This window comes from Mordavella massiliensis, from assembly GCF_016901695.1.
Lineage (GTDB): Bacteria > Bacillota > Clostridia > Lachnospirales > Lachnospiraceae > Claveliimonas > Claveliimonas massiliensis_A.
Genome location: NZ_JACJKS010000009.1, coordinates 38892 through 64147, shown reverse-complemented (window position 1 = coordinate 64147; position 25256 = coordinate 38892). Strand labels below are relative to the sequence as shown.

General features: G+C 55.6%; 25 protein-coding genes. 22 read left to right on the top strand and 3 right to left on the bottom strand.

What is annotated here, in order from left to right; all coding sequences use genetic code 11:
• The first annotated feature begins 62 nt into the window (after positions 1-62).
• From metG to H6A20_RS13890, 9 genes are all read left to right on the top strand, one after another.
• Positions 63-1961, top strand: coding sequence for a methionine--tRNA ligase (metG, locus tag H6A20_RS07970; RefSeq protein ID WP_204906610.1), 1899 nt, complete (start codon positions 63-65; stop codon positions 1959-1961).
• 148 nt (positions 1962-2109) lie between these two features.
• Complete coding sequence (locus H6A20_RS07965) at positions 2110-2877, top strand: TatD family hydrolase (RefSeq protein WP_204906609.1); 768 nt, start codon at positions 2110-2112, stop codon at positions 2875-2877.
• Positions 2878-2903: 26 nt separating this feature from the next.
• Entirely contained in the window at positions 2904-3776 is an 873-nt protein-coding gene (gene rsmA / locus H6A20_RS07960) for a 16S rRNA (adenine(1518)-N(6)/adenine(1519)-N(6))-dimethyltransferase RsmA (RefSeq protein ID WP_204906608.1), read from the top strand.
• Positions 3777-3808: 32 nt separating this feature from the next.
• Positions 3809-5185 carry a citrate/2-methylcitrate synthase gene (locus H6A20_RS07955; RefSeq protein ID WP_243426173.1) on the top strand — a complete coding sequence of 459 codons (1377 nt, stop codon included), beginning with the start codon at positions 3809-3811 and terminating at the stop codon, positions 5183-5185.
• A 13-nt stretch (positions 5186-5198) separates the two neighbouring features.
• A complete protein-coding gene (locus tag H6A20_RS07950) occupies positions 5199-6122 on the top strand; it encodes an alpha/beta fold hydrolase (RefSeq protein WP_204906606.1) in 924 nt (307 codons plus the stop codon).
• On the top strand, positions 6119-7144 hold the full coding sequence (locus H6A20_RS07945) for an aldo/keto reductase (RefSeq protein WP_204906605.1): 1026 nt from the start codon (positions 6119-6121) through the stop codon (positions 7142-7144). Before H6A20_RS07950 ends, H6A20_RS07945 begins: the two co-directional genes overlap by 4 nt.
• Positions 7141-7818, top strand: a complete 678-nt coding sequence (locus H6A20_RS07940; RefSeq protein WP_204906604.1) for a D-lyxose/D-mannose family sugar isomerase — start codon at positions 7141-7143, stop codon at positions 7816-7818. The genes H6A20_RS07945 and H6A20_RS07940 overlap by 4 nt, the downstream gene beginning before the upstream one ends.
• A gap of 142 nt (positions 7819-7960) precedes the next feature.
• Complete coding sequence (locus tag H6A20_RS13570) at positions 7961-8632, top strand: AlbA family DNA-binding domain-containing protein (protein WP_243426171.1); 672 nt, start codon at positions 7961-7963, stop codon at positions 8630-8632.
• Positions 8592-9335, top strand: coding sequence for an ATP-binding protein (locus tag H6A20_RS13890; RefSeq protein ID WP_338106640.1), 744 nt, complete (start codon positions 8592-8594; stop codon positions 9333-9335). The genes H6A20_RS13570 and H6A20_RS13890 overlap by 41 nt, the downstream gene beginning before the upstream one ends.
• Positions 9336-9388: 53 nt before the next feature.
• Here H6A20_RS13890 and H6A20_RS07930 read toward each other — a convergent pair whose 3' ends face one another.
• Complete coding sequence (locus tag H6A20_RS07930) at positions 9389-10471, bottom strand: hypothetical protein (protein WP_204906603.1); 1083 nt, start codon at positions 10469-10471, stop codon at positions 9389-9391.
• Between the two features lie 189 nt (positions 10472-10660).
• On the opposite strand from H6A20_RS07930, the gene H6A20_RS07925 reads away from it, so the two are divergent.
• Entirely contained in the window at positions 10661-11617 is a 957-nt protein-coding gene (locus H6A20_RS07925) for a hypothetical protein (RefSeq protein WP_204906602.1), read from the top strand.
• On the opposite strand, the gene H6A20_RS07920 is transcribed toward H6A20_RS07925, so the two are convergent.
• Positions 11598-13709 (bottom strand): RNA polymerase sigma factor, encoded by a 2112-nt coding sequence (locus tag H6A20_RS07920; protein WP_204906601.1) that lies wholly within the window; start codon positions 13707-13709, stop codon positions 11598-11600. The genes H6A20_RS07925 and H6A20_RS07920 overlap by 20 nt on opposite strands.
• 92 nt (positions 13710-13801) lie before the next feature.
• Complete coding sequence (locus tag H6A20_RS07915; protein WP_204906600.1) at positions 13802-14473, bottom strand: YczE/YyaS/YitT family protein; 672 nt, start codon at positions 14471-14473, stop codon at positions 13802-13804.
• A 420-nt stretch (positions 14474-14893) separates the two neighbouring features.
• Here H6A20_RS07915 and H6A20_RS07910 point away from each other — a divergent pair, with 420 nt between their 5' ends.
• From H6A20_RS07910 to H6A20_RS07855, 12 genes are all read left to right on the top strand, one after another.
• The gene (locus tag H6A20_RS07910) at positions 14894-15169 is read left to right on the top strand and encodes a hypothetical protein (protein WP_204906599.1); all 276 of its coding nucleotides are present in this window, start codon (positions 14894-14896) and stop codon (positions 15167-15169) included.
• Between the two features lie 194 nt (positions 15170-15363).
• Positions 15364-16026, top strand: coding sequence for a F0F1 ATP synthase subunit A (locus H6A20_RS07905; protein WP_204906598.1), 663 nt, complete (start codon positions 15364-15366; stop codon positions 16024-16026).
• Between the two features lie 39 nt (positions 16027-16065).
• A complete protein-coding gene (gene atpE / locus H6A20_RS07900) occupies positions 16066-16293 on the top strand; it encodes an ATP synthase F0 subunit C (RefSeq protein ID WP_204906597.1) in 228 nt (75 codons plus the stop codon).
• A gap of 87 nt (positions 16294-16380) precedes the next feature.
• Positions 16381-16842 (top strand): F0F1 ATP synthase subunit B, encoded by a 462-nt coding sequence (gene atpF / locus H6A20_RS07895; protein WP_207750390.1) that lies wholly within the window; start codon positions 16381-16383, stop codon positions 16840-16842.
• Complete coding sequence (gene atpH, locus H6A20_RS07890; protein WP_204906595.1) at positions 16829-17356, top strand: ATP synthase F1 subunit delta; 528 nt, start codon at positions 16829-16831, stop codon at positions 17354-17356. Before atpF ends, atpH begins: the two co-directional genes overlap by 14 nt.
• Positions 17353-18867: a F0F1 ATP synthase subunit alpha gene (atpA, locus tag H6A20_RS07885; RefSeq protein WP_338106639.1), complete on the top strand. Its 1515-nt coding sequence runs from the start codon at positions 17353-17355 to the stop codon at positions 18865-18867. Before atpH ends, atpA begins: the two co-directional genes overlap by 4 nt.
• Before the next feature lie 12 nt (positions 18868-18879).
• A complete protein-coding gene (gene atpG, locus H6A20_RS07880) occupies positions 18880-19773 on the top strand; it encodes an ATP synthase F1 subunit gamma (protein ID WP_204906593.1) in 894 nt (297 codons plus the stop codon).
• 11 nt (positions 19774-19784) lie between these two features.
• Positions 19785-21188 (top strand): F0F1 ATP synthase subunit beta, encoded by a 1404-nt coding sequence (gene atpD, locus H6A20_RS07875; RefSeq protein WP_204906592.1) that lies wholly within the window; start codon positions 19785-19787, stop codon positions 21186-21188.
• A 30-nt stretch (positions 21189-21218) separates the two neighbouring features.
• Complete coding sequence (gene atpC / locus H6A20_RS07870) at positions 21219-21635, top strand: ATP synthase F1 subunit epsilon (RefSeq protein WP_204906591.1); 417 nt, start codon at positions 21219-21221, stop codon at positions 21633-21635.
• 216 nt (positions 21636-21851) lie between these two features.
• A complete protein-coding gene (locus H6A20_RS07865) occupies positions 21852-22115 on the top strand; it encodes a hypothetical protein (protein WP_204906590.1) in 264 nt (87 codons plus the stop codon).
• Positions 22116-22307: 192 nt separating this feature from the next.
• Positions 22308-23498, top strand: a complete 1191-nt coding sequence (locus H6A20_RS07860; RefSeq protein ID WP_204906589.1) for a PD-(D/E)XK nuclease family transposase — start codon at positions 22308-22310, stop codon at positions 23496-23498.
• Entirely contained in the window at positions 23495-25243 is a 1749-nt protein-coding gene (locus H6A20_RS07855) for a sugar-binding domain-containing protein (protein ID WP_204906588.1), read from the top strand. Before H6A20_RS07860 ends, H6A20_RS07855 begins: the two co-directional genes overlap by 4 nt.
• Positions 25244-25256: the final 13 nt, after the last annotated feature.

The window sequence follows — 25256 nt, the reverse complement described above, 5'->3', positions numbered from 1 at the left end:
GATGGGGCGGACGCCCGCTTTTGCAGGCGGCAGGCTGCCATCCTGGGAGAGGAGAGAAGAGAATGGAAAAAGAGAAGTACTATATCACAACAGCCATTGCGTACACGTCAGGAAAACCCCATATCGGGAACACGTACGAGATCGTGCTGGCGGACGCCATCGCCCGGTACAAGAGGAGCCAGGGCTATGACGTGTTCTTCCAGACAGGAACCGACGAGCACGGACAGAAGATCGAGCTGAAGGCCGAGGAGGCAGGCGTGACGCCCAAGGAGTTCGTGGACAGCGTGGCGGGCGAGATCAAAAGGATCTGGGATCTGATGAACACATCCTACGACAAATTCATCCGCACCACGGACGCGGATCATGAGAAGCAGGTGCAGAAGATCTTTAAGAAGCTGTACGACCAGGGCGATATCTACAAAGGGTACTACGAGGGCATGTACTGCACGCCCTGCGAATCCTTTTTCACAGAGTCCCAGCTTGTGGACGGCAAATGTCCGGACTGCGGCCGGGAGGTGCAGCCGGCGAAGGAGGAGGCATACTTCTTCAAGATGAGCAAGTACGCGGACCGGCTGATCGAGCACATCAACACCCATCCGGAATTCATCCAGCCGGTGTCCAGGAAGAACGAGATGATGAACAACTTCCTGCTCCCGGGACTGCAGGATCTGTGCGTGTCCAGGACTTCCTTCAAATGGGGCATCCCGGTGGATTTCGACCCGGATCACGTGGTGTATGTATGGCTGGACGCGCTCACCAACTACATCACAGGCATCGGGTATGACTGCGGCGGGGAGAGCACGGAGCAGTTTCAGAAAAACTGGCCGGCGGACCTGCATCTGATCGGGAAGGACATCATAAGATTCCACACCATCTACTGGCCCATTTTCCTCATGGCTCTGGGACTGCCGCTGCCCAGGCAGGTGTTCGGCCATCCGTGGCTCCTGCAGGGGGACGGCAAGATGAGCAAGTCCAAGGGCAATGTGCTCTATGCGGATGAGCTTGTGGACTTCTTCGGCGTGGATGCGGTGCGCTACTTCGTGCTGCACGAGATGCCCTTTGACAATGACGGTGTGATCTCCTGGGAGCTGATGGTGGAGCGGATGAACTCCGATCTGGCCAACACGCTCGGCAATCTTGTGAACCGCACTATCTCCATGACAAACAAATATTTCGGCGGCGCAGTGACGGACAAGGGCGCGGCTGAGGAAGTGGACGCGGACCTGAAGGCCGTGACCGGGAACATGCCGGCGGCTGTGGAGAAGAAGATGGCGGACCTGCGGGTGGCGGATGCGATCACAGAGATCTTCACGCTGTTTAAGCGGTGCAATAAGTACATTGATGAGACCATGCCCTGGGCTCTCGCCAAGGACGAGGCGAAGAGGGACAGGCTGGAGACCGTTCTCTTCAATCTCATCGGGAGCATCAAGGCCGGCGCGCGGGCGCTGGAGCCCTTCATGCCGGAGACTTCGGAGAAGATCCTCGCCCAGCTCGGGGACGGCAAAGTGACGGAGAAGCCGGAGATCCTCTTCCAGAGGCTGGATCTGGAGGAAGTCATGAAGCGGGTGGAGGAGCTGCACCCGGCTGTGGAAGAGACGGAGGAAGAGGCGGGTGTCATCGATATCGAGGCGAAGCCGGAGATCACCTTCGAGGAATTTGGAAAGATGCAGTTCCAGGTGGGCGAGATCCTGGAGTGCGAGGCAGTGAAGAAGTCCAGGAAGCTCCTCTGCTCCAAAGTCCGCGTGGGAAGCCAGATCAGGCAGATCGTGTCCGGCATCAGGTCCAGCTATACGCCGGAGGAAATGGTGGGCAAGAAAGTCATGGTCCTTGTGAACTTGAAGCCCGCGAAGCTGGCAGGCGTGCTCTCGGAGGGCATGCTGCTGTGCGCGGAGGATGCGGACGGCAACCTGGCCCTTGTGACGCCGGAGAAGGAGATGCCGGCAGGGGCGCAGATCAGCTAGATAAAGAAAGCAAAGGAGAAGGGGACGGCCTCTTCTCCTTTTTGAACCTTAATAAAAAATTCATTTTCCCGTAATAGGATTTCTGCCCGGATTGTGGTATAATTGTGCTACTTAGGTTAGACCAGACACGGAATTGGAAGATACGATCATGATTTTTGATACACATGCGCATTATGATGATGAACAGTTTGACGCAGACCGGGAGGAGCTCCTCGGATCCCTGAAAGAGGGGAGCGTGGATGCGGTTGTGAACGTGGGCGCCTCGCTTGCGTCCAGCCGGGCGGCCGTCGCCCTGGCCGGGAGATACCCTTTTATGTATGCGGCTGCCGGGGTCCATCCGGACCACGCGGCGGAGCTGGACGAGGAATCTTTTTCGCAGCTTCGGGAGCTGTGCCGGCAGGAGAAGGTGGTCGCGGTCGGTGAGATCGGCCTGGACTACTACTGGGACGAGTCGCCCAGGGATGTGCAGAAGAAGTGGTTCATCCGGCAGATGGAGCTGGCCCGGGAGCTGTCGCTCCCGGTGAACATCCACAGCCGGGATGCGGCGGAGGACACGCTGGAGATCGTGCGGGAGCACGGCCGGGACCTGCCCGGCGTGATCCACTGCTTTTCCTACTCGAAGGAGATCGCCTGCGCGTACGTGAAGATGGGGTACTACATTGGCGTGGGCGGCGTCGTTACATTTAAGAACGGGCGCAGGCTGAAGGAGACGGTGGCGGAGATCCCGCTTACGTCCATCGTGCTGGAGACGGACTGCCCGTATCTTGCGCCGGAGCCGAACCGGGGGAAGCGGAACAGTTCCCTGAACCTTGTGTATGTGGCGCGCGAGATCGCACGGATCAAGGATGTGCCCTATGACGAGGTGGTGGCGTGCACGGCGCGCAATGCCCGGACGCTGTACCGGCTGGACAGATAGAACACAGAAGGAACGGAGGAGTGCGGATGCCCGTACCTACGCTGGGGAATCCCCAGAACACGATCGAGATACTGAAGAAATACAATTTCTCTTTTCAGAAGAAATACGGACAGAATTTTCTGATAGACACACATGTGCTCGACAAGATCATTGCAGCGGCCCATATCACAAAGGACGATTTTGTGATCGAGGTGGGGCCGGGAATCGGAACCATGACGCAGTATCTGGCTGCGGCTGCGGGGAAGGTGGCGGCGGTGGAGATCGACGGGTCGCTGATCCCCATTCTTGAAGATACCCTCAGCGCATACGACAATGTGCATATCATCAACCAGGATATCCTCAAGCTGGACATCAGGAAGCTTGTGGAGGAGGAGAACGGCGGCAGGCCGGTGAAAGTGGTGGCCAACCTGCCCTACTATATCACGACGCCCATCATCATGGGGCTCTTTGAGAGCCATGTGCCGCTGGAGAGCGTCACGGTCATGGTGCAGAAAGAGGTGGCGGACCGGATGCAGGTGGGGCCCGGGACGAAGGACTACGGCGCCCTGTCCCTGGCGGTCCAGTATTACGCGGATCCCTATATCGTGGCCAACGTACCGCCCAACTGCTTCATGCCAAGGCCGAAAGTGGGGTCGGCGGTCATCCGCCTGACCGTGCATAAGGAGCCGCCCGTGCATGTGGAGGACGAGAAGCTCCTGTTTGCCATCATCCGGGCGTCCTTCAACCAGAGGCGAAAGACGCTGGCCAACGGCCTGAAAAACGCGGCGGGGCTGAACCTGCCGAAGGAAGTTATTGAGGAGAGCATAGCTGAGCTGGGGAAAGGCGCGGGGATCCGGGGGGAGACCCTGACGCTGGAAGAATTCGCGCAGCTTTGCAATAGTATTTGTCACAAGAAGTAAAAGAAAATGAACAAGAAGAAAGGGGTATGAGTATGGAGAGACATTATCCTGCAGCAAGGGCGCTTTTTGAGATCACGCCTGAGATCGAGCATCTCGCACAGTTGTGTGAGAAGAACACGGCCATCGACAAGGAGCTCTACACAAAATATGAAGTAAAGCGCGGCCTGCGCGACTTAAACGGCAAGGGCGTCCTTGCGGGACTTACGAACATTTCTGACATCATCGCCAAAAAGGTGGTGGACGGGGAGGAGATTCCCTGCGACGGCAGGCTGTACTACAGGGGCTACAACATCAAGGACCTGGTGAACGGCTTCCTGGAGGCGGGACATTACGGGTTCGAGGAGATCACCTACCTGCTCCTGTTCGGAGAACTTCCGAACGAGAAGGAGCTGCAGGATTTCCACGAGACGCTGGTGGAGCGCAGGACGCTGCCGCCCAACTTCGTGCGGGATGTGATCATGAAAGCGCCAAGCCGCGATATGATGAACAGCCTGTCCAGATCGATCCTGAACCTGTATTCCTATGACGCGAAGGCGGACGACACATCGATCCCGAACGTGCTGCGCCAGTGCCTGAACCTGATCAGCCAGTTCCCCATGCTGATGGTGTACGGCTATCATGCATACAACTACCGCATGGGCGAGGATCTCTTTATCTACGCGCCCAAGCCGGAGCTGTCCACAGCGGAGAACATCCTTATGATGCTCCGCGAGGACCGGAAGTACACGAAGCTGGAGGCGAAGATCCTGGATATGGCTCTCGTGCTCCATATGGATCACGGCGGCGGCAATAACTCCACGTTCACGACCCACGTGGTGACTTCCTCCGGAACTGATACATACTCCACCATCGCGGCGGCCATGGCCTCCCTGAAGGGGCCGAAGCACGGCGGCGCGAACATCAAGGTGACGCAGATGTTCGAGGATATGAAGCAGCACCTCTCCGACTGGGAGGATGAGGACGCGGTGCGCAGCTATCTGTGCGACCTGCTGGACAAGAAGGCCTTCGATCAGAAGGGCCTTATCTACGGCATGGGACACGCGGTGTACTCCATCTCTGATCCCCGTGCGGACATTTTCAAATCGTTCGTGAAGCAGCTTGCATCGGAGAAGGGCTATGAGAAGGAGTATGCCCTCTACGATCTGGTGGAGCGGCTGGCGCCGGAGATCATTGCCGAGAAGCGCAAGATCTACAAGGGCGTCAACGCCAACGTGGACTTCTACAGCGGACTCGTGTACGGCATGCTGGGACTTCCCCAGGCCCTCTACACGCCGATCTTCGCGGCGGCCCGCATCGTCGGGTGGAGCGCGCACCGGCTGGAGGAGCTGAAGAATGTAGACAAGATCATCCGTCCTGCGTATAAAGCGCTTGCGCAGCACAGAGACTATGTGAAAATGGAGGACCGCTAGGAGGCAGCATCATATGAAGAGAGAGTTCTTTTACCCGTCCGCTGACGGCGAGACAGATATCCACGCAGTGGAGTGGATCCCGGAGGGGGAGGTAAAGGCTGTGCTCCAGATCAGCCACGGCATGGTGGAATACGCAGACCGCTACGACGCGTTCGCCGCCTGGCTTGCACAAAGAGGATGGTATGTCACGGGAAACGACCATCTGGGACATGGAAAATCCGTAACGTCCGAAGAGAAATACGGGTTCTTCCATGTGCCGGACGGCAATGCGTGCGTAATCCGGGACATCCATGCGCTGAGGGAACGTACCGGGAAGAAGTACCCGGGCGTTCCCTATTTTATGCTGGGGCACAGTATGGGATCCTTCCTGCTGCGGCAGTATCTGCTCCGGTACGGCCGGGGGCTTGCCGGGGCTGTCATCATGGGAACCGGCTACAAGGGAAAACCCATCCTTCTGGCAGGCCAGCTCCTGTGCAGGCTCTTTGCGGCAGTGAAGGGATGGGGGTACCGGAGCCGCCTCATCGACAGCCTGGGGCTTGGCGGCTATAACCGGAAGTTTGAACCCTGTGAGAGCAGCAGGGCCTGGGTTACCTCGGATCTTGAGATGCGGGAAAAGTATGAGGGGGACCCGCTGTGCAGTTTTACTTTTACCGTCAACGGCTACTTTCAGATGTTTGAGGGGATGAAGCAGATCGCAGGCAGGAAGGCGGCCCTCAAGGTGCCCCGGACCCTGCCGGTGCTCTTTATCTCCGGCGCCCAGGACCCGGTGGGCGGGTTCGGAAAGGACGTGGAGAAGGTATACCGGATGTACCGGGACGCAGGGATAAAGGACGTGAGCCTGAAGCTCTGTGAGAACGACCGGCACGAGGTGCTCAATGAGCAGGACCGGCAGCAGGTGTACGAATATATTTGGAGCTGGATGGAGGAGAGAAGGTGAAGAAGCAAACATTAGCGGGAACAGATCTGGAGGTCGGACGGATCTGCCTGGGGACGGGCGGATTCGGCGAAAAGACAGATGATAAGCAGGCGCGCCTGCTGCTTGACTGCTTCGTGGACGGCGGCGGCTGCTTTATTGACACGGCGAACGTATACTGCCGCTGGGTGCCGGGACGGGGAAATTCCAGTGAGCAGTACATCGGCCGGTGGCTGCGGGACAGGAAGGCGTCTGGTAAAGTAGTCGTCGCTACAAAAGGAGGGCATTATGATCTCAGCCGCCCGCAGATTTCCAGAGTGACGGAGGCGGACGTGCGCAAAGATCTGGAAGACAGTCTCCGCACATTGGGACTGGAGCGGATCGATCTGTACTGGCTGCACAGGGATAATCCGGATCTGCCTGTTTCAGAGATCATCGGATTTATGGAAGAATTAAAACAAGAAGGAAAGATCCGGTTCTACGGGGCGTCCAATTTCCCGCGGGAGCGGATGGATGAGGCGGTCCGCTACGCCAGGGAAAACGGGATACAGGGATTTTCGGCAGTGTCGAACCAGTGGAGCATCGCGTCCGTCAATCCGGGGAAAAACCTGAACCAGGACCGCACACTGGTCATAACGGACGCGGCGTATCAAAGATGGCATGAAAAGACCGGCATACCGCTGATCCCGTTCTCGTCCGGGGCCCAGGGCTTTTTCTCACGCCTGGAAAGAGCGGGCGTTCAGGCGAAAGGCGGCGCTGTTGTGCGGGAGGGGGAGCTGTCCCTCATCCCGCAGTCTGTGAGGGACGCGTATCTGAACCGGAGGAATCTGGCAATATACGAGCGGTTCCTGGAGATCAAAAAAGAGACGGGGATATCCATGCACAGCCTGACCCTGCTGTCCCTCCTTGGCAGATCCTTCCAGGTGATCCCCGTGGCGGCGGCATCGCGCCCGGATCAGGTGGAAGAAATCCTTGAGGCAGGAGAAACAGATATCATGCAGGATCTTGCAAAAGAAATACAACGATTTGAGGAGGAAGAAGCATGAAGAGATCGGAGATAAACAGAGCATTGAAAGAGATGGAGGCCATGATCCGCGAGTACCGGATCTCCCTCCCGCCCTTCTGCCACTTTACGCCGCAGGAGTGGGAGACGAAAGGCCATGACTACGACGAAGTCCGGGACAACGGTCTTGGATGGGACATCACGGACTACGGGATGGGGGATTTTGATAAGGTGGGTTTTTCCCTGATCACGATCCGCAACGGGAACGTGCATGACGGAAGATACCCGAAGCCCTACGCGGAGAAGCTCCTGTACATCAAAGAAGGCCAGCATTCCCCCATGCACTTTCACTGGAACAAGATGGAGGACATCATCAACCGGGGCGGCGGCAATGTGCTGATCCGCGTCTACAACTCTGATGAAACAGAGGACTTTGCGGACACGCCGGTGACGGTGCACTGCGACGGGCATGCGTACACGGTGCCCGCAGGCACGCAGATCCGGCTCTGCCCGGGAGAGTCCATCACGATCACGCCCTATCTCTACCACGACTTTGATGTGGAGGAGGGGAGCGGCCCCGTCCTTCTCGGAGAGGTGTCCATGTGCAATGACGACAATACGGACAACCGGTTCTATGAGAACGTGGGGCGTTTTCCGGCGATCGAGGAGGACGAGGAACCGTACCGGCTGCTCTGCAACGAGTATCCGGAGGCCTGATCTGAAGACAGGGCTGTGCGGGGAATCTGAAAGTGGAATTTGAAATTTGAGATTCGATTTTAAATTCGCGTTATATATTTTAAATTCTGTTGAATAATTTAAAAAAGCATTGTAAAATCTAAAATAAGAGGTGGAATTTAAAATGACAACAGAAGAATTTAAAGATATTTTAAATCTCATACAAAAACAGAAAACAGAAACCCAGACGATGGAGATCAAAGCAGCCGCAGACGGATGTCCGAAAAAACTGTTTGATACGCTTTCCGGATTCTCCAATCAGGACGATGGAGGCGTGATCGTATTCGGCGTAGATGAAAAACAGGAATTCCGTGAAGTGGGCGTTTATGACCCGCAGGATCTGCAAAAGCAGGTGAACAATCAGTGCCTGCAGATGGATCCGGTGGTGAGACCGCTTTTTACTGTTTTGGAAAAAGACGGGAAAAGCTTTGTGGCGGCTGAGATCCCTGCCGTGGATCTTGCAGAGAGACCCTGTTACTATAAAGGCGTCGGGCGGATCAAAGGTTCCTACATCCGGGCCGGAGACAGCGATGAGCATATGACGGAATATGAGATCTACAGTTATGAGGCGTTTCGGAAAACTCAAGGAGGGGAAGCCGAACCTTGCCGGTCTTTCAGACGAGACGGTAAGCGAATTGATGAGTGTGACAAAAGACGGCAGCCTGACTTTGAGCACAGTCATGCTGTTCAGTCCTTATCCTCAGGCTTTTTTTCCCGGGTATGGGATCATAGCCTCTGTAGTTCCCGGAACGCAAGTGGGAGATGTCGGAGAGCAGGGAGAGAGATTTGCGGATAATGAGAGGATAGAGGGAAACATTCCCCAGATGCTGGAAGAGGCTCTTCAGTTTGTGCGGCGGAATATGCGTCACAGGACAATTATTGATCCTGATACAGGAAAGAGGGCTGACCGGACGGACTATCCGCTGACTGCCGTCAGGGAGGCTGTGCTGAACGCGCTGGTACACAGGGATTACAGTATGCATACGGAAGCCATGCCGATCCAGCTTCTGCTCTTTGAGGACCGGATGGAGATCAGAAATCCGGGTGGGATCTACGGCAGGATCCGGGTAGATCAGCTCGGGAAAGTGCAGCCGGATACAAGAAATCCTGTGCTGGCTATGGCGCTGGAAGTGTTGGATGTTACGGAGAACCGCTACTCCGGTATACCGACAATCCGAAGGGAGATGGAGCGCTACGGACTGCCGCAGCCGGAATTTATAGATGAGAGGGGCAGTTTTAAGGTCTGCTTTCGGAAGAAAGGGGAACGGTACATGACCGGTGAGCATAGGGAGGGCGATGAAGAGGAACGGCAGCGCAGTCTGCTCCTCTATTGCCGGACACCCCGCACAAAAAAGGAACTCAGCACGTTCCTGGGATTACACTCTACGTCCTATGCGATCCAGAAATATGTTATGCCGCTGGTAGAGCAGGGAAAGATCCGGATGAGTATGCCGGATAAGCCAAAGAGTCCCAGACAGCTGTTTTATACAGAGGAATAAGAAGATCCTGCCGGGGCAATGCCCCGGCGGGATCTTTCTGCGCCTGTCTACTGTTATTTTCCGAAGGAACAGGTGAATGTGTCATTGTAGAGATCCTGATAGCTTCCGTAACCGTCGGCCTCCACCCAGTGCAGGACATGCAAGGTGAAGGAGAGCTCCTCCAGGGCCTCGCCCTCGGCAAGCCCGTATGTTTTCTCTGCATCCGGACGGAAAGAGAGTTCGCCCTGGGTATGCCGCCCGGCCGGAAGATCATGTGCGGCATCGTTTACATACATGTCTTCTGAAGTGTAGCCGTTGACGGATATGTTATCCCAATTGTAGCTCAAGGGTTCAGCGGACCTGTTTTCAAAATAGGTGTGAAGTGTGAAATTGCCGTCCTCGTCCTCCTCAAGATCGCCGATGACGTAGATAAACTGTTCTGTCTCCGCCACGACCTGCTCGCCCTCGCCCGGCTCGTAGGAGGGGAACTCCACTGTGTCGGCGGTCAGGCCGGTGGGATAGACCGTGTACTCCTGCTCCGGGTTCATGGCCTGGATCTCTTCGTAGGCAATGGGGTTCGTGGCGTTTGGCTCGCTGGGGTCTTCATCAGAATGCTGGGGCTTGATTTCAGGGGTAAAGATGAGCTCCTCTGCAGCGGAAACGCCGTCAGGCAGCGGGAAGATGCATTTGCCGGTTCCGCTTCCCCCGGCCGGGGCCCCGATCCCGATGGGGAAATCCGTATCATCTCCGGCCGCTTCTATCATCCCTGCGTAGGTGCTGTTTTCGTCCGCATAGCAGATATCGCTTTCCTCCTCGTCCCAGTGGACATAGCCGAATTCCAGATAGCACCGGTTGATGTAGGAGTTGTAGGAAGAAATATCCAGTGCCAGATCGTATCCGGTCTTGTTGGTAAACTCGAATTCCATGATGCACTCTCCGTCCTCACCGGCCTCTGCCCCGAGGGCGGTGATGGTGTAGTAGTCGTTGTCGGCCACTACGGTCTCCTCCATGGAGTAATCTGCTTTCGCGGCAGAGGGTTTGTCTTCGGACGCATCTTTTGAAGAGCCGCTGCCGGAACCTGTGTCAGAGCCGCCGCAGCCTGCCAGGAGGGCGGCGCACATCAGTGCTGCGAGAAATACATTTGTCTTCTTTTTCATAGTCTTTTACCTCGTTTCTTAATTTATCCGGTTGGAATCTCGTATACAGTAAAACTATATCATTTCAAAAACAGAGCCATCAACACGGTAAAAATTAACATTTTTGTCCCTTTTTGCGCTTTTTGGGCGAATACATATATGGAGGATTTCTTCAAAATATCGTATGGCGAAAGGGATGAGAGCGACAGTATGAAGATAAAATCTGACAGGGCGCAGCGGATCCGGGAACAGATCATGAAGACGGCGCAGGATTGTATAGATGAGGCGGGGCAGGAGCGGCCGGAGGTGAAGTGGCTCCGGGAGAAGTTCGCGTATATGCAGGAGAAGTATGCACTGAAGAGCAGGACGCAGACAGACCGGTTCCTGTATGAGCGGATGTACGGGCGTGAGGCTGATACGCCTGCGGCATATCTGAAGATCCGTTACTGGAGGACAGGCAGATACACGCCTGTGAACAGGGAGCAGTGCAGGCGGCTTGGAGAGGCGCTGGAACTTTCTGCAACAGACAGACGGTATCTCCTGCAGGGGTATTATGACAGGCGGGATGTGGCGTATGATTCACCGGCGGATTGGGACAGCCCGGAGTGCAGGGACCAGCGTGCGCTCCTTAGCCAGCTGGCGGGAGAATACATGGACAGGAAAACAGAGGCGGAGCTGTCTGCCCTTAAGATCCGGCCGGAAGAGAGACATGCCTATTTCCGGCACGTCTACTTTACAGATGCCTTCCGCTATGTGAAGGTTCCGAAAGAGAGGATCATGAAGTCGCTTGGCAAACATATCACCAGCACCCGGTATGACTCGGAGCTGCGGCGGCAGATGCATCTGCAGGGGGAGATACCGAGGAAAACGATGCTGCGGCACCTGCTTATCTTAAACGCGCCGGAACTTGCGCGGGAGAAGATAGACGCGCAGCTTGCCTTTCTCGGCTATCTTCCTCTGTGTGAGGAGCATACCATGGCCGGCGGGGAGAGGCTGGACCGTCTGCTCATCCGTCTCCTGGAAGGGTATGCCTGGGTGTATGATCCGGGAAAGCCGCAGGAGTCCGGAGCGTGGCTGCAGGAGACGTGCCGGGAGCTGGATGCGTTTTTTGCAGGGAGGGGAGAACCGCGGATGCGGTTCATGCATTTTAAAGCGCTGGAATTGTGACGGGGATATCCAGGCTTTTGTTCCAGCGGTAATTGACGTCGTCCCCTGCTTCCGGCTGCTGCAGGTCGGCTGTGATCCGGAAGGAGGACGGATCACAGGTGAGCGTGTCCAGAGTCAGAAGAAATTCTATGACATCCGGGTCGTCTTCTATGAACATCTGTCCGAAGCCCCTGCTTCCGGTGCAGGTGTGGCCGGGATCCGGTCCCGGATCTACAGCTGTGCCGGGGAACAGATCGATGATCTCCATGTCCGGGGCGTCGGCAGTGCAGCGCAGGCAGACTTTCCAGGCCCGCTTCGCCGTACATTCGGATGCATACATATAGGTGCCGGGGATCAGCTGTCCCGGGACAGTCTCAATGGGCGTTACGCTCTCTATGGAGATGGAGCCGCCTGTAATGGGCTGGCCCGCCTCCTCCCAGGAGCAGGATGCAAGATCAATGGGAAGACAGAAGTCTTCCGGGAGGTTGTATTGCAGATACAGATAGGGGATGTGCAGGGTGTAATTCCCGGGAGGTACATTCCCGAAATCCCAGTCATAGTAGTCTTTTGTGGCATCCCCGGGACTGTAGTTTACCAGGGAGCCCGCATAGACGGATCCGTCCTCTCCTGTGAGCGTGATCTGTCCGTCTCCCTCTGATCCGTAGGAGCCACGGATCACGGAGGGGATGATGGAAGGCACGCCTTCTGCGCTGCGGGGCTGGATGGAGATGAGAAGGTCTCCGTCCCTGTGCCGGGGGACAGAGAGGATGCTGTAATGTTCGTTGATCTCGTACAGGCTGCTGTCCACGGCCTGCACCGGCTCCGGGGTCATGGTGAATGCAATGTCCAGTTCACACGGGATCTGCGCCTGCGTCTCTTCCGCAAACGAAGAGCACAGCTGCAGCCTTACAGGCCCGTCGCCCGCAGACAGCTCCGCGCCGGAAAAGACAAGGCAGCTCCAGGTGTAGTCGGGGGCCTGCCAGATCCGCGTGGCGCTGATGGTGTCTGTGAGAAGCTCCGGTCCCTGGTATATGCTGTCAAAATCAGGCAGCAGGGCCAGGTAGGACAGATCCGGGAAATACCTGTCGGCCATTTCGTAGAAATCCGTACCTTTCGGGCGGATCAGGAACGTGATCTTGAGCGTGTTGTCCGCATAGACTGCCTCCTGCAGCGTGCCGGTCACATACTCTGTCTCAAAGGGGACTTCTTCCGCCAGGGAGTAGGCGGCCTGCCCGGAAGAAGACACAGAGCCGAACCCGTTTATCCAGAACAGGGAGGAAGCAGCGGTTTCTGCAGTGTCTGCCGGAACCGGCGCATCCGTGTCGCCGGGGAGCAGGGCAGCAGCCGGCTCCTGCTTAGGATCCCATTCCTCCTGCGCGCCGTTAGCTTCTGACGATCGGTCCGGACTGCTTTTTCCGGGGATGATCAGCGGATCCGGGTCCGCCGGCCCAGGAAGCTCTTCTTCTTTTTCACCGAGGATGATCTGCCAGAGATCCGGCACGATGTCGTAGTGGCGCAGCACGCAGTACGTGCACGCCGACAGGGCCAGAAAGGCCAGGATGAGAAGCGTAAGAAGGAGGGAGCGGCGCAGTTTGCCGATGATCCGGTGCTGCCGCTTTTTTGCTGTCTCGTAAGGGATGCCAAGGGAGGCGGCGATTTCCTTCATAGTCATGCCGCCGTAGTATTTCATGCGGATGAGGGCCGCCTCTTCGGGACGGAGTTCCTGAAGCGCCTGCTCCACATCCGCCCGCAGTTCTGCAAGGGAGATGGTCTGACCGCGGTCTGCGGCGATGCAGTCCGGGTCTGTGCCGGCGCTGATCCGGGTCTGAAGGCGCTGCTCTTTCCGGCAGCGGGAGATGGACAGATTCCGGGCGATGGCAGAGAGATAGACGGGAAGAGAGGACCTTGCCGGATCGTAGGAATCGCGGTGAAAATAAAAGTGCGCAAAGGTCTCGTTTACGCACTCTTTTACATCCTCGGGATTTCTGAGATACCGGGATGCGATCTTCCATATCAGTCCTGTGTACTGGTCCATCAGAAGCGCCAGTCCCTCCTGCGGGCTGCGCGCTATCATGTCCAGATATTTCCGGTCGTTTTCCTCAAGTCGGTCCATAGTAGAAGTCTCCTGCGTTTATTTGTTGATAAAATAGTAGCACAGGAAAGGCCGGCTCATCAACAAGGTGAAACTTAACCGGAAAACATTGTCTAATCCTCGTGCAGAATGGCCTGCACGGGTATTTTGGTGCGCGGGAGCCAGAACTGTACGAGTGGGCCGGTGAGGAACACGGCCACGACCGTACCGGCCCCTACGGTGCCGCCCAGGAGAAAGCCGAGGACGACGAAGAACAGGTCGCAGCCGACCCGCACCCACCGGAACTGGACGGCCTCGATCTTGTCGGACAGGATCACAGCCACCAGGTCGTTTGGACCGGTGCCGGCGTTGCTGTTGATGACGGCGGACATGCCGCAGGAGAGGATCACGCAGCCGAGGAGCATGCTGGCGATGCGCACAGCCATGCCCGACTGGACGTTGATCCAGCCGCCCAGAAGCCAGGTGAACAGATCGATGATGGGGCCGCCGCAGAACGCGCACACGACGGTGCCGGGTTTGACGTAGCCCTTTGTTGTCAGGAGCATAAGGAGCATGAGGATGCACAGCACGATGACGTGGACGGTCCCTACCGTGAGCCCTGCCAGGCGGGACAGTCCCTGGATGAAGACGGTGAAGGTATCGGTTCCAAGCTCCGACAGAAGGAACAGTGTGACGCCAAGATGCGCGATGGTCAGTCCGGCCAGAAGGACGAGGAGCGCCCTGGCCCAGTCCGCGGCGCTGCGGCCGGATGTGTCGGAAGCGAATTTTTCTTTCTTCTGATTCATGGATGTTCCCCCTCACATGCAAAACTATCTTTGTCTATCATATAACAAAGAAAAGAGATGCTGCAACCATAACACGAAAAACCGTCCATTACGGACGGTTTCTCGCGGTTGTTATAGTTATCTAAAGGAATGAGAGTAAAGTGCGGCGCCCTGCCGGCGCCTTACTTAATGAGGGGGGTGATAGCTGAAGTGTTCTTCAACTATCTGAGTCTTATTATAAATGGGAAATATGTCCAAAGTATGGAGGAAAACTTAAAGAAATCGAAAATTTCTTAAGGGTCTGTTAAGTAATCCTAAAGAGGGCAGAAACAAAAACCCGCCGGCAGATGCCGGCGGGCTTTCTTTCATATTTGATACATCCGGTGATGAAAAAGGACTTCTCTTGCATCGAAGGGGAGGACCCTCCGATGCGTCTACTTTATGAGGGGGGAGATAGTTGATGTGTTTTTCAACTATCCGGGTTTTATTATAAAGGGGAAATGTGTCCAAACTGTGTATATTTTATTAAAGTTGGGTACCTTTGTAGAAAACGGGGAAATCGGTGCGGGATTTCAGGCCCGGCATGGCGGTATTGTATATTTTAAAATTGACAAAAACGCGAAAAACTATACAGGTTTTACAAAAATGAAAGTATTCAAAAGTGATAAATCAGTAAAAATTCATCTTGAAAAATCCGTACATGCAAGGCCGGTCTGATAAAATGCAAAAAACGGATAATTTTACTGTCAGGGGAGTCGGGAAAAGCAGAAAAAATAGATAAAAAACAGCGGGAGATCCGCCGCCTGGAAGCACGGTAAATTTTGTTGACAAACCCATTTGTTAGCAGTAATATTCTCAGGAAAAATATAGAGAAGGAAGGGGATAGTACGGAGGAATTAACAGCAAATCTCTTGGAAGAACTGAACTGTACACCGGTCTTTGAGATCCCTGTCTTCGGCGGCATCGCCGTGAACGAATCCATTGTCGTGACGTGGATCATCATGGCGGCCCTGACGTTACTGTCTGTCATCTTTGTGAGAAACTTAAAAGTGGAGAATCCCGGGAAAGTCCAGCTTGCGCTGGAATCGGCAGTCGGATGGGCGCAGGATTTCTTTGAAGGCATCATTGGAAAAGAAAACAGGCGCTATGTTCCCTACCTGATCTGCGTGAGCCTCTACATTGCGGTTTCCAACCTCATCGGGCTGACAGGCTTCAAACCGCCGACGAAGGATCTGAATGTGACGGTGGCCCTGGCCATCATGAGTATGCTCCTCATAGAGTATTCGGGCATACACAGGAATGGCCTGAAACACTGGATGGCGCATTTTGCCAAACCGGTTCCCTTTGTGGCGCCGATCATGGTGATGGAGATCTTCATCCGTCCGCTGTCGCTCTGTATGCGGCTTTTCGGCAACATGCTGGGAGGATTTGTGGTCATGGAACTTGTGAAACTGGTCGTTCCACTGATCGTACCCATCCCGTTGAGTTTCTATTTTGATATATTCGACGGGCTTTTGCAGGCGTATGTCTTTGTGTTTCTGACTGCGCTTTTCATGAATGAAGAGATGGAATAACAAAACTTGAAATGAAGGAAAGAAAAGGAGATTAAAATCATGACAGGAACAATCATTGCATTTGGAGCAGCTATCGCTGTATTTACAGGTATTGGAGCAGGTATCGGCATCGGTGTTGCCACAGGAAAGGCAGCGGAGGCTATCGCGAGACAGCCGGAGGCGGAGAGCAAGATCAGCAAGACGCTGATCCTCGGATGCGCCCTGGCGGAGGCGACGGCTATCTACGGTTTCATTATCGGTCTGCTTGTGATCTTACTTCTTGGCTAGGAACAGCGGCAGGATACGGCAAAGTAGGATTACAGGAAAGGCAGGTACTGGAAAGTGCTGAGTTTAGACTTTAATTTTGTCCTGGAAATGATAAACCTGGTCATTCTTTATCTGCTGCTGCGCAAGTTTCTCATAGGCCCGCTCATGAATATCATGGAAAAACGCAGGGCCATGATCGCGGACGGGCTTCAGAACGCCAGCGACCAGCAGGCGCAGGCCATGGAGCTCAAAAGCCGGTATGAGGACGCGCTGACCGGCGCGAAGGATGAGTCAAGGCGCATGATCGAGCAGGCGAAGGCGGACGCGAAGAAGGAGTACGACCGGATCCTTGAACAGGCCGGGACCGAGGCGGACCAGATGATGCGGTCTGCCCGTGAGACCATCGACGTGGAGCGCGAGCAGGCCCTGCGGCAGATGAAGGCGGAAGTCGCCTCCCTTGCTGTCGACGCGGCCAGGAAGGTCATGGCGGACAGCTGCACGGCCAGGGAAAGCCAGGCGGTTTATGACCAATTTCTGAAAGAAGCAGGTGATCTCCATGAAGACAAATAGAGATGCCTGGTGTTCCATGTCGTCCATCCGCTATGCGAAGGTGCTCTTTGATCTTGGACTGTCCCGGGAGGAGACGGACCGGGCGGAGCGGATCGTGGAGGAGACCCCGGAGGTGGTCCGGGTTTTGCACAATCCCGTTGTGACAAAGGAAGAAAAACATACGGTGATCGACCGGATTTTTGATGTCAGGATCAGAAATTTTTTCAAGGTCGTGACCGACTGCGGGAAAGCGGATGCCATCCCGGAGATCTTCCGGGCCTATCATCAGTACAGGGATCAGATGGCAGGCATTGTGACCGCCCATCTCGCCTATGTGGTCCCGCCAACGCAGGAGCAGAAGGCGGGCATGGAGCGGTTTATCTGCAGGGAGCTGCACGCGGCGGGCGTGATCTGGGAGATGGAGGAGCGCCCGGACCTGATCGGCGGCTTCCGGCTCCTTGTGAACGGCCGGGAGTATGATTACAGCATGCAGGGACGGCTGAAACGGTTAGAACAAAAATTGACCCGGAGGTGAAAAACTTGAGTTCGATCAACTCAGATGAGATTATCTCTATAATAAAAGAAGAAATAGCAAACTATGATATGGTCACCAGGGATCAGGAGGTCGGCTATGTCGTCTCTGTCGGCGACGGGATCGCGACCATCTATGGGATCGACCACGCCATGTACGGCGAGATCGTCACGCTGGAGACCGGCCTGAAGGGGATGGTGCAGGATATCAAGGCAAATGAGATCAGCTGCATCCTCTTCGGCGATGACTCCGACGTCAGGGAGGGTACGAAGGTGGCGCGCACGGGCCGCCGGGCCGGCATCTCTGTCGGCGAAGGCTACATCGGCCGGGTTGTGGACGCCCTGGGCTCCCCTATCGACGGGAAAGGCGAGATCCAGGCAGAGGAATACCGGCCGGTCGAGCAGGAGGCGCCGGGCATCGTGGACAGGAAGTCTGTAAGCGTGCCGCTGGAGACGGGCATCCTGGCCATTGACTCCATGTTCCCCATCGGGCGTGGGCAGCGGGAGCTGATCATCGGCGACAGGCAGACAGGAAAGACGTCCATTGCCACGGATACGATCATCAACCAGAAGGGAAAAGATGTGATCTGCATCTATGTGGCCATCGGGCAGAAGGCTTCCACGGTGGCCCAGCTTGTGAACACGCTGCGCACCCACGGGGCCATGGATTACACGACGATCTTCTGTTCCACGGCAAGCGAGTGCGCGCCGCTGCAGTACATCGTGCCCTACTCAGCCACGGCGCTGGCCGAGTATTTCATGTATAAAGGAAAAGACGTGCTCATCGTCTATGACGACCTGTCCAAGCACGCGGTGGCATACCGGGCCATCTCGCTTCTGCTGGGGCGCTCGCCGGGACGTGAGGCGTATCCGGGCGATGTGTTCTATCTTCATTCCAGGCTTCTGGAGCGGAGCAGCCGCCTGAGTGAGGCGGCCGGAGGCGGATCCATCACAGCCCTGCCCATCATTGAGACGCAGGCCGGTGATGTGTCAGCCTACATCCCCACCAATGTCATTTCCATCACGGACGGACAGATCTTCCTGGAGAGCGACCTGTTTAACGCGGGCATGCGGCCGGCGGTCAACGTGGGACTTTCCGTGTCCCGTGTGGGCGGCGCGGCCCAGACAAAGGCGATGAAGAAGGCGTCGGGAAGCGTGCGTATCGACCTGGCCCAGGCCCGGGAGCTGGAGTCCTTTACCCAGTTCAGCTCGGATCTGGATGAGACCACGAAGACGCAGCTGAAATACGGCAGCTGCCTGACGGAGCTTTTAAAGCAGCCTCTCGGCAACCCGCTGAGCCTGCACGAGCAGGTGATCACGCTGGTGGCAGCTACGCACCGCATCCTGCAGGAGGTGGACACGGATCAGATCAAGGCGTTCCAGCTCGACATGCTGGCATTCTTTGAGAGGGAGCATCCGCAGATCTGCAGCGCCATCGAGGAGAAGAAGGTCCTGGACGACGCGCTGACGGAGCAGATCCTGCAGGCTGCGAAGGAATTCAGGGAGAAAAGGTAAGCGGGTGTTGTTATGGCGAATGCAAGAGAATTGAAAGAGAGGATGGCAAGCATCCAGGAGACGAAGAAGATCACCAATGCCATGTACCTGATCTCTTCATCCAAGATGAAGCAGGCCAGGAAGAAGCTGGCGGAGACGGAGCCCTTTTTCTTTGCCATGCAGGCGGAGATCGCCAGGATCCTGCGCCATGTGCCGGATATGCACAGCCATTTCTTTGACGGCAGGGAGAAGATCCCCGCGCAGGACCGCAAGGTGGGCTGCATCGTCATCACGGCGGACAAGGGCCTTGCGGGCGCGTACAACCACAATGTACTGAAGATGGCGGAGCAGCTGCTCGAAGAGCCGGGCCAGCATAAGATGTTCGTGCTGGGCGAGGTGGGAAGGCAGTATTTCTCCAGGCGGGAGAGCGAGCTGGACTCGGAGTTCCGCTACACCGTGCAGGAGCCGAACCTGTACCGCGCCAGGGTGATCGCCGTGAAGATGGTGGAGATGTTTGAGACGGGACAGCTGGATGATATCTATATCATTTACACCCGCATGCTCAATGCCCTGCAGGCGGAGACGCAGCAGATCAAACTTCTGCCTCTGCACAGGATCGACTTTGCGCCGGACAAGATGGCGGCCATGGCCGGGGTGTACCGGGAGGCGGTGATGCTGTACCCGTCCGCCCACAAGGTTATGGACAGCATTGTGCCGAACTACCTGATCGGCATCATCTACGGCTGCCTCGTGGAGTCCTACTGCAGCGAGCAGAACTCCCGTATGCAGGCCATGCAGAACGCGACAGACAGCGCGACGGATATGCTGAATGAGTTAAATATAACCTATAACCGTGCACGGCAGGCCGATATCACCCAGGAGCTGACGGAAGTGATCGGCGGCGCCAACGCACAGAAAAGGAAGTGAGATATAGCACTATGACAAAAGGAAGGATTGTACAGGTCATGGGACCTGTTGTAGATGTGGAATTTGACCGCAGGGAAGATCTTCCGTTCATCAAGGACGCGCTGGAAGTGGACAACGGCGGAAAGCGCTGCGTCATGGAGGCTGCGCAGCATGTGGGGAACAACATCGTGCGCTGCATCATGCTCGCCTCCAGCGACGGCCTCAGCAGAGGCATGGAAGTGACGGCCACCGGCGCGGGCATCAAAGTGCCGGTCGGCGAGCAGACTCTTGGAAGGCTTTTCAATGTGCTGGGCGATACCATTGACGACAAGGAGAAGATCCCGGCGGACACCGAGCACTGGGTCATCCACAGGGAAGCGCCCAGCTTTGAGGATCAGAGCCCTGCGGTGGAGATCCTGGAGACGGGGATCAAGGTCATCGATCTTCTGACCCCCTATGCCAAGGGCGGAAAGATCGGTCTTTTCGGCGGCGCCGGCGTGGGCAAGACCGTGCTCATCCAGGAGCTGATCCACAACATCGCTACAGAGCACGGCGGCTACTCGATCTTCACCGGCGTGGGCGAGCGTTCCAGAGAGGGAAACGATCTCTGGACAGAGATGAGCGAGTCCGGCGTATTAAATAAGACGGCCCTGGTGTTCGGGCAGATGAACGAACCCCCCGGAGCCCGTATGCGGGTGGCAGAGACAGGCCTTACTATGGCGGAGTATTTCAGGGACGAGGAGCATCAGAACGTACTGCTCTTTATTGACAATATTTTCCGTTTCGTGCAGGCTGGCTCTGAGGTGTCCGCCCTTCTGGGGCGTATGCCCTCGGCCGTGGGCTACCAGCCCACGCTGGCCAATGAGATGGGAGCGCTGCAGGAGCGGATCGCCTCCACAAAGAACGGCTCTGTCACTTCCGTGCAGGCCGTGTACGTGCCGGCAGACGACCTGACAGACCCGGCCCCGGCCACCACGTTCTCCCACCTGGATGCGACGACGGTCCTCTCCAGAAAGATCGTGGAGCAGGGCATTTACCCGGCGGTGGACCCGCTGGAATCCACCTCCCGTATCCTGGAGGCCGACGTAGTCGGCGAGGAGCACTACCGGGTGGCCCGGACGGTGCAGGAGATCCTCCAGAAGTACAAGGAACTGCAGGATATTATCGCGATCCTGGGTATGGAGGAGCTGTCGGAGGCAGACAAACTGACGGTCAGCCGCGCCAGAAAGATCCAGCGGTTCCTGTCCCAGCCGTTCTCTGTGGCCGAGACATTTACCGGCACGCCAGGCAAGTATGTGCCGCTGAAGGAGACGATCCGCGGTTTTAAGGCGATCATAGACGGAGAGATGGATGAGTATCCTGAAAACGCGTTCTTCAATGTCGGAACCATCGATGAGGTCATCGAGAAGGCGAAAGCCATGCAGGCGCAGGCCTAGCGCGGCCATCCGGCAGGAGGAGTGAAGCAGATGAATACATTTTATTTGAAAGTCATATGCAGCGACAAGGTCTTCTATGAGGGAAAATGCCAGAACCTGGTCCTTCCCATGGAGGACGGGCTGTTCAGTGTGCTGGCGCACCATGAGAACATGGTGGTGGCCGTGGCGGCCGGCGAACTGCATGTCAAGACGCCGGAGGGAGAGTGGATCACGGCGGCGGTATCTCCGGGATTTGCGGAGATCATCAACAACCGCGTCTCTGTCCTTGTCAATTCCGCAGAGCGGCCGGAAGAAATCGACGTCAAGCGTGCGGAGGAGGCCAGGCAGAGGGCGCAGGAGCGTCTGCGCCAGAAGCAGAGCATCCAGGAGTACTACCTGTCCCAGGCATCCCTGGCCCGGGCTATGAACCGCCTGCGCACCTCCCGCGACAAACACTGGAATATCTGATGGCAATGAGCCATGCGAAAGCGGAGAAAAAAGGGCAGGGCAACATCGACTGTGCTTGCACGGAAAGATGCTGCCCTGCCCTTTTTTATGCGATTTCATAGGGCGAATGCCCGGGATCGTCTCGGCGCGGAAGAGGCGAGGCGATCGGCATGGCTTAGAGGTTGCACTTTTTTTTGCGCCATGCTATAGTCAGTGCAGCGGGGAGGTGGATTGGAAATGAAAGTGATCATGTACGGAACAAATGCATGTCCGGACTGCGTGCATGCGCAGGAGGTGCTCAGGGAAAAGAATGTCCGTTGTCTCTATCTGGACTGGACAAACAGCACTGCGAATCTGAAACGTTTTCTGAAGCTCCGGGACACAGAGGCTTTGTTCGATGAGGTGAAGGAAAAAGGAAACATCGGAATTCCGTGCTTTCAGTTGGAAGATGGAACCCTGACGCTGGATCTTGAGGAAGTGCTCAGGAGAGTCCTGAAATAGAGGTTGTTATTTCGAAAGAATTATGTTATTTTATAAATACTTTTAACAGTGCGCGTCTGTGCACTGTTATCTTTTCCCCGGACCGGGTTATGTCTTAACAGCCGTCCGGCTGTCTCATTTTCGGACGCTTCAGATCGGAGCAAAGGACCGTGAATGTTGTACAACTGAAAAATGACAAAAGGAGGAGTTTGTATGGCAAACAAACTGAAGCAGTATTTTCCTATGATACGCACGAGGGCAGAAGTGCTGGAAGAAATTTCTTCAAGAGAAGCGCTTCTGGAAAGGTATCGGGGATGGACGGGGGAACAAAAGGAGGAGTTTCTGGACTTCTGCTCCGGGAACCGGGGCGTCAAGATTCTTTATGATTCTTTTTTTAAAGAGATCATGAGCCCGGAGACTGCACCGGAGCGTCTGGAGGAATTCCTGACGCTTCTTCTGGGACAGAATGTGAAGATACTCCGCACCCTACCCAATGATTCCTCCAGGCTGGCTGATGAGAATTCTCTGGTGATCATGGATATTATCGTGGAGCTGGAGGACCACAGTATTGCGAATGTGGAGGTGCAGAAGCTGGGCTACATGTTTCCCGGACAGCGGAGCGCCTGCTATTCGGCGGATCTTCTGCTCCGTCAGTATAAAAGAGTCCGGGGAGAAAAGGGGAAGGCATTCAGCTACAAAGACATAAAAAAAGTATATACGATCGTATTGTATGAGAAGAGCCCCAGGCAGTTTTCTGACTTTCCGGACAACTATGTCCATCATTTTTCTCATGTATCTGACACCGGGCTTCAGATGGATCTGCTGCAGGAATATGTCTTTGTAGCGCTTGACATATTTAAAAAAGCCATTCAAAATAGAGATATCAGAAACAGGTTGGAGGCATGGCTGTTTTTCCTTGCTACTGACGATCCGGAGGATATAGGGAAGCTGCTGGAGCGATATCCGGAATTCGGGAAGCTGTACAGGGAGATTTATGAGATTTGCCGGAATGTAGAAAAAGTTATGGAGATGTTTTCTATGGAGTTATGGGAACTTGACAGGAATACGGTACAGTACATGATGGATGAGATGCAGGAGGAACTGGATGCTCTGAAGCAGGAGAAGGAAGAAGTATTCAGAGAGCTGACCAGGATGAGAGAAGAGACAGCGGATGTGAAAAAAGAAGTAGCTAAGGCAGAGGAAGAGAAGGTCAGGGCAGAGGAAGAGAAGGTCAGGGCAGAAGAAGAGAAGGTCAGGGCAGAAGAAGAGAAGGTAAGAGCAGAGGAAGAGAAAAAGAAGATGGCGGAAGAAATGAAAGAAGCGGCTCTGTCCTATCAGAAAGAACTCGCGCAGTTGAAAGCCCGGCTCGCAGAACTGGAGAGTGAAAGAGGGGAAAAAGAGTGAAAAAGCTAAAGACGCGCTGGAGCGACCAGGTCCCTCAGAACCCGGACCAGGTCCTGTGTGAATATCCGAGACCCTCTATGAGGAGGGAGAGCTATGTCAATCTGAACGGATACTGGGATTATGAGATCACGGGAAGAGGGAAAAGGCCGCAGTCTTTTGCAGGACAGATCCTTGTTCCTTTTTCACCGGAGGCGCCGCTGTCAGGTGTGGAGCGACATCTGCACCCGCGGCAGGTCCTCTGGTACAGAAGGGATCTGCCGGAAGAAGTGAAGAGAAAGAGCGGGATGCGCTGGCTGCTGCATTTTGGCGCAGTGGATCAGTTTGCCGCGGTGTATGTGAACAGGAGGCTGGCGGCAAAACATCTGGGAGGCTACCTGCCTTTTTCTGCAGACGTGACAGAATTTCTGAAGGAGGGGGGAAACGAACTGGTTGTGGGCGTCTGCGATTTTACGGATCGCTCCTACTACAGCAGAGGGAAGCAGAAGCTTGCCCGTAGCGGTATGTTTTATACGGCGCAAAGCGGTATCTGGCAGACAGTCTGGATGGAGGAAGTGCCGGATGCGCATGTGGAAGAACTGAGGATCACGCCTGTTTTTGATGAGGAAGAGGTGGAGATCACGGTGTGCTCCGGCGCGGCGCAAAAGGCGGCGGTCACTGTCTGGTCCGGGGAGATGCAGCCGCGGACGGTGGAGGTGCAGACAAATGAACCTTTCCGGATCCCGGTCTGCCGGATGCATGCATGGACGCCGGAAGATCCCTTTTTATACTCACTGCGGGTGACACTGGACAGGGACTGCGTGGAGAGTTATTTTGCCATGCGGAAAATATCGGCAGGCGCAGATCAGGATGGAGTGCCCCGCCCGTTCTTAAATAATAAGCCTTATTTCCAAAAGGGCGTCCTGGATCAGGGGTACTGGCCGGACGGACTCTATACGGCTCCCTGTGACGAGGCGCTCCTCTTTGACATTCGGGAAATGAAGCGGCTTGGATTTAATATGATCCGGAAGCATATCAAGATCGAGCCGGAGCGCTGGTACTACCACTGCGACCGGCTTGGCATGCTGGTGTGGCAGGATATGGTCTGCGGCGGAAGGCCCTACAAGAGATGGTATGTGACGTACCTGGCGACTGCCCTGGAGAAGCTGAATATCCGTATGACTGACCGGACATACGGCCTGCTGGGGCGGAAGGATAAAAAAGGAAGAGAGCAGTTTGCCGCGGAGATGCTGGAAACGATCCGACGGCTTGGCAACCATCCCTCCATCGTCACATGGGTGCTGTTCAATGAGGGGTGGGGGCAGTTTGATGCGAAAGAGCTGACAGCCGCTGCCCGGGAGGAAGATCCGTACCGGCTGGTCGACCAGGCCAGCGGCTGGTTTGACCAGGGCGGCGGAGACTTCCGGAGCATACATAATTATTTTTTCAAATTCCGGTTCTGGCAGGAAAAGCGGATCCAGGCGTTGACGGAATTCGGGGGATACTGCTGGCACTGCCGGGAGCACAGTATGTATGCGAAGGTATATGGATACCGGCTGTACAGGAACAGGGAGGAATTAAGCAGAGGATATGACGGTTTGCTGGAGGAAGTGGCCTCCCATATCCCGGAGGGACTGTCTGTGACGGTCTACACGCAGCTCTCCGATGTGGAGGAGGAAGTCAACGGGCTTTACACATATGACCGGGAGATCCTCAAGATAGAGGAAGATATAGTAAAAAAATGGAATGAAGTCTGCCGGATCGGATAGAAAGGAACGATTG